The following is a 5437-nucleotide window of genomic DNA, read 5'->3' on the forward strand; positions in this document are numbered from 1 at the left end:
GCGAGGGTGATGGTGGTTCGTTGAGGGTGTCGTTGTTGGTGGCGGATGAGTGGGACGTGCCGGTGGCGAGGGTGGACTCCCTGCTGCTACGCCCGATGAACCCTGAGGCCCTGCGGGCAGCGGGAGCCGTGGGACCCGACGGCCTCTTCGGAGTGGACTGGGCGACCCTGCCGGTCGACCGGACCGCCGTCGACGGAGTCGCGTGGTGGCCGGTTCTCGGCGAACCGACGGCACCGGACACCGCCCTGGCGTACCCGGATGTGGCATCCCTGCTCTCGGCCATGGACGCGGGTGCGGCGGCCCCGCCCGTGATCGTGACCCCGGTGGCCGCCGGTGGCGACGGACCGTTGCCGGTGCGGGCCCGGCGGATCACCGCGCAGGTGCTCGTCCGGCTGAGGGAGTGGCTGGCCGACGAACGTCTGTCCGGTTCGCGGCTGGTCGTGCTGACCCGGGGCGCGGCGGGTGCCGGCTCGACGGATCCGGGCGATCTGGCCGGTGCGGGCGTCTGGGGCCTGGTGCGGTCGGCGCAGACCGAGCAGCCGGACCGGTTCGTCCTGGTCGACATCGACGACAACCCCCGGTCGGCGGCGGTCCTGGCGGCGGCGGTGGCCACCGGCGAACCACAACTACTGGTACGCGACGGCGTGGTGTCCGTACCGCGCCTGGTCCGGGCGGACGCGACCGGCACCGCGCCGTCGCCGGACTGGGGTACGGGCACCGTGCTGATCACCGGCGCCACCGGTGCCCTCGGTGGCGTGCTGGCCCGCCACCTGGTCACCACGCACGGGGTGACCCGGCTGCTGCTGCTGAGCCGACGCGGCCCGGACGCGCCCGGCGCGGCCGAACTGCGTACGGAACTGGCCGATCTGGGGGCGGTCGCCGACCTCGTCGCCTGCGACGTCGCCGACCGGGACGCGCTCGCCGCCGTGCTGGACGCGATACCCGACGAGCAGCCCCTCTCGGCCGTGGTGCACACCGCCGGCATCCTGGACGACGGTCTGGTCTCGGACCTGACCCCGCAGCGACTCGACGCGGTGCTGCTGCCGAAGGTCGACGCGGCATGGCACCTGCACGAACTCACCCAGCGGTGGGACCTGTCCGCGTTTGTCGTCTACTCCTCGGTGGCCGGTCTGCTCGGCACGGCGGGCCAGGCCAACTACGCCGCCGGCAACACCTTCCTCGACGCCCTGGTCCGGCACCGGCACGCCCGGGGACTGCCGGCCTCGTCGTTGGCGTGGGGCCTGTGGGAACAGTCCAGCGGACTCACCGACCATCTCGGCGAGGTCGACCTGAAGCGGATGGCCCGCTTCGGCCTGCTGCCGCTCTCGTCGCACGACGCGATGGAACTCTTCGACGCCGCCCACCGGACGACCGAGCCGGTCCTCGCGGTGACCCGGCTGGACCTGGGCGGGCTGCGCGTTCGGGGTGAGCAGCCGCCGCCGCTGCTGCGTGGACTGGTCCAGGTCCCGCGTCGGGAGGAGACCGACCCGACGGCGCACACCGCGTCACTCGTACGTCGGCTCGCTGCCGCCGCCCCGCAGGACCGCGACCGGATACTGCTTGATCTGGTACGCAACCGGGTGGCGGCGGTGCTGGGGCACTCGGACGCCAGCGGGGTGGGCGAGGACCGAGCCTTCCAGGAACTGGGCTTCGACTCGTTGACCGCGGTGGAGCTGCGCAACCAGCTCAACGCGGCGACCGGCCTGCGCCTGCCCACGACGCTGGTCTTCGACCACCCGACCCCGGTGCTCCTCGCCGCCATGCTCGGCAAGGAACTGGTCGTCGACGAGGAACCGGCCCAGGCACCGGTCCTGGACGACCTCGACCGGCTGGAGGCCACGATCCGTTCCGGAGCGTGGCCCGGGGACGCCCGGGACGAGATCGGCAACCGGCTGCGCCGCCTGTTGGACCTGCACCTCGCACAGGTTCGTGGGGCAGGTGGGAGCGCGGACCTCGACTCCGCCAGCGACGAGGAACTCTTCGCCCTCGTCGACGAGCTCGACTGACCCGACGAACTCGACCGACCCGACCGCACTACCGAACCCGACCGACCCCGCCGAGGCCGGCGGCGTCGCGGCCCGACCCGCCCTGAATCCGTCAACGCATTCGTCATTCCTGGGGAGCTGAACACCATGGCAGAGGGCGACAAGCTTCGCGAGTACCTCAAGCGTGCCATCGCCGACGCCCGCGACGCGCGTAGCCGGCTGCGTGAGGTCGAGGAGCGGGAGCAGGAGCCGATCGCGATCGTGGGGATGGCGTGTCGTTTTCCGGGTGGGGTGTCGTCGCCGGAGGAGTTGTGGCGGTTGGTGGTTGACGGTGTGGATGCGGTGAGTGGTTTTCCGACGAATCGGGGTTGGGATCTGGAGGGTTTGTACGATCCGGATCCGGAGCGGGTGGGTACGTCGTACGCGCGTGAGGGTGGTTTTCTGCACGACGCTGATTTGTTCGATCGGGAGTTTTTCGGGATGTCGCCGCGTGAGGCGACGGCGACGGATCCGCAGCAGCGGTTGTTGTTGGAGACGGCGTGGGAGACGCTCGAGAGCGCGGCGATCGATCCGACCACCTTGCGCGGAAGCCGTACCGGCGTCTTCGCCGGAGTGATGTACAGCGACTACGGATCGCGTCCGCACCTGCCGGCCGAGGACTTCGAGGGGTATCTGTTCGGCGGCAGCGCCGGCAGTGTCGCGTCCGGTCGGGTCGCGTACACGCTCGGGCTGGAGGGTCCGGCGGTGACGGTCGACACCGCCTGTTCGTCGTCCCTGGTCGCGTTGCACCTGGCGGCGAACGCCCTGCGCCGGGGCGAGTGTGACCTCGCGCTGGCCGGCGGCGCCACGGTGATGGCCACCCCGGTCGCGTTCCTCGAGTTCTCCCGTCAGCGCGGGCTCTCGGTGGACGGTCGCTGCCGGTCGTTCGCGGCGTCGGCGGACGGTACGGGTTGGTCCGAGGGCGTGGGTCTGCTGCTGGTGGAGCGGTTGTCGGACGCGGTGCGGAATGGGCACCGGGTGTTGGCGGTCGTGCGGGGTTCGGCGGTGAACCAGGACGGGGCGTCGAACGGCCTGACGGCCCCCAACGGGCCGTCCCAGCAGCGGGTGATCCGGCAGGCGTTGGCCTCGGCCCGGCTCGCGCCCTCGGCCGTCGACGTGGTCGAGGCACACGGCACGGGTACGCGGTTGGGGGACCCGATCGAGGCGCAGGCGCTGCTGGCGGTGTACGGGCGTGACAGGTCCGCCGATCGGCCGCTGTGGTTGGGGTCGTTCAAGTCGAACATCGGGCACGCGCAGGCGGCGGCGGGTGTCGGTGGTGTGATCAAGATGGTGATGGCCCTGCGGTACGGGGTGTTGCCCCGGACCCTGCACGTGGACGAGCCGTCGCCACACGTGGACTGGTCCTCGGGTGACGTACGGCTGCTGACCGAGGCGCGGCCCTGGCCGGAGACGGGCGAGGCTCGCCGGGCCGCCGTGTCCGCCTTCGGGATCAGCGGCACCAACGCGCACGTGGTACTCGAACAGGCACCGCCGCCCGCGCCGACCGGCGACGGCACCGTGCCCCCGGACGGGGCCGACCGTCACGGCACCGCGTCCCAGGGCGGAACCGCCCGCGGCGGCGCGGTGCCCGAGGACGGAACCGACCAGGTCACGCCCGTGCCGGTGCCGTGGCTGCTCTCCGGCCACGACGAGGGTGCCCTGCGGGCCCAGGCCGACCGGCTGCACGGATGGCTGACCGCGCGGCCGGACCTCGACCACGCCGACGTCGCCTGGTCCCTGGGGACCGGTCGGGCCACGCTGGCGCACCGCGCCGTGCTGGTCGGCCAGGACCGGGACGAGCTGCTCGACGCTCTGACCGCACTGGCCCAGGACCGCCCGGAGTCGGCCGCCATCCGTGCCGCCGTTCGTCCCGGTCGGACCGCCTTCCTCTGCACCGGGCAGGGTGCGCAGCGGATCGGGATGGGGCGCGACCTCTACCGCTCGTACCCGGTCTTCGCCCGAGCGTTCGACGAGGTCTGCGAACACCTCGACACCGGTCTCGACCGGGCCCTCCAGGAGATCGTCTTCGCCGAGCCGGAGACCGCCGACGCCGCGCTGCTCGACCAGACCCTCTACACCCAGGCCGCCCTGTTCGCGCTGGAAGTGGCGCTGCACCGCCTCGTGACCTCGTGGGGAATGCGGGCGGATCTGCTCGCCGGACACTCGGTCGGGGAGATCGCGGCCGCGTACCTGGCCGGGGTGCTGTCGTTGGCGGACGCGGCGACCATGGTGACGGCCCGTGGCCGGCTGATGCAGGCGCTGCCGCCGGGTGGGGTGATGACGGCGGTCCAGGCCACCGAGGCCGAGGTGCTGCCGCTGCTGGCCGGACGACTCGACGAGGTGGGCATCGCTGCGGTGAACGGACCCACGTCGGTCGTGCTTTCCGGCACCGAAGCGGCCGTGTCGCAGGTGACTGCCGTGCTCGAGGAGCGCGGTCACCGAATCCGCCGGCTGTCGGTCAGCCACGCCTTCCACTCGCCGCTGATGGAACCGATGCTGGCGCGGTTCGGCGAGGTCGTCCGAGGGCTGACCTTCTCCCCGGCGACCACCCCGATCGTCTCCACGGTCACCGGTGACCTCGAAGCCGCGCAGGCGTGGGCCGACCCCGACTACTGGGTCGAGCAGGTACGCCGACCCGTACGTTTCGCCGACGCCGTCCGTACCCTCGCCGAAGAGGGCGTCACCACCTTCCTGGAGTTGGGCCCCGACGCGGTCCTGACCGGCCTGGTCCGCGACGTGCTCGGCGAGTACGACGGGGACGTGGCCGCCGTCTCGGTCCTGCGCGCCGGACGACCCGAGGTACGGACGCTGGTGACGGGGGTCGGAACGCTGCTCGCCCGTGGCTGCCCGGTCGACTGGTCCCGGCTGGTACCTCTCGCCCGTCCGGTCGAGTTGCCCACGTACGCCTTCCAGCGGACGCGCCACTGGCTCTCCGCGTCCACCCTGACCGCCGATGTCGAGTCGGCTGGCCTGATGGCCACCGGGCACCCGTTGCTCGGCGCGGGCGTCGAGCTGGCGGCCGACGGCACGATGGTCTTCTCCGGCCGACTTTCCCGCGACGCGCCGGACTGGCTGGGCGATCACGTCATCGCCGGGGTGGCCCTGGTGCCGGCCACGGCACTGGTGGAGATGGTCGCGCGTGTCGGTGAGCGCCTCGGACTCGACGCCGTCGAGGAACTGACCGTGTCGACGCCGATGGTCCTGCCCGAGCAGGGCGCTCTGGCCGTGCAGCTCGCCGTCGCCGCCCCGGACGACACGGACCGACGTTCCTTCGAGATCTTCGCCCGTGCCGTGGATGGTGGTGGGTGGGTGCGGCATGGGTTTGGGGTGTTGGGGTCTGTGGTGGGTGGGTCTGTGGTGGGTGTGGGTTGGGGTGAGTGGCCGCCGGTGGGTGCGGTGGAGGTGGATGTGGA

2 protein-coding genes are annotated in these 5437 nt (G+C 72.2%); both read left to right on the forward strand.

Features of this window, described 5'->3' with window-relative positions:
* On the forward strand, nt 1–2006 hold a 2006-nt coding region (locus ACI2K4_RS36165; protein WP_404517621.1), incomplete at its 5' end, for a type I polyketide synthase.
* A gap of 126 nt (nt 2007–2132) precedes the next feature.
* The coding region (locus tag ACI2K4_RS36170; RefSeq protein ID WP_404517622.1) for a type I polyketide synthase at nt 2133–5437 on the forward strand (3305 nt) is incomplete at its 3' end.

It is taken from the genome of Micromonospora sp. NPDC050397 (assembly GCF_044901685.1).
Lineage (GTDB): Bacteria > Actinomycetota > Actinomycetes > Mycobacteriales > Micromonosporaceae > Micromonospora_G.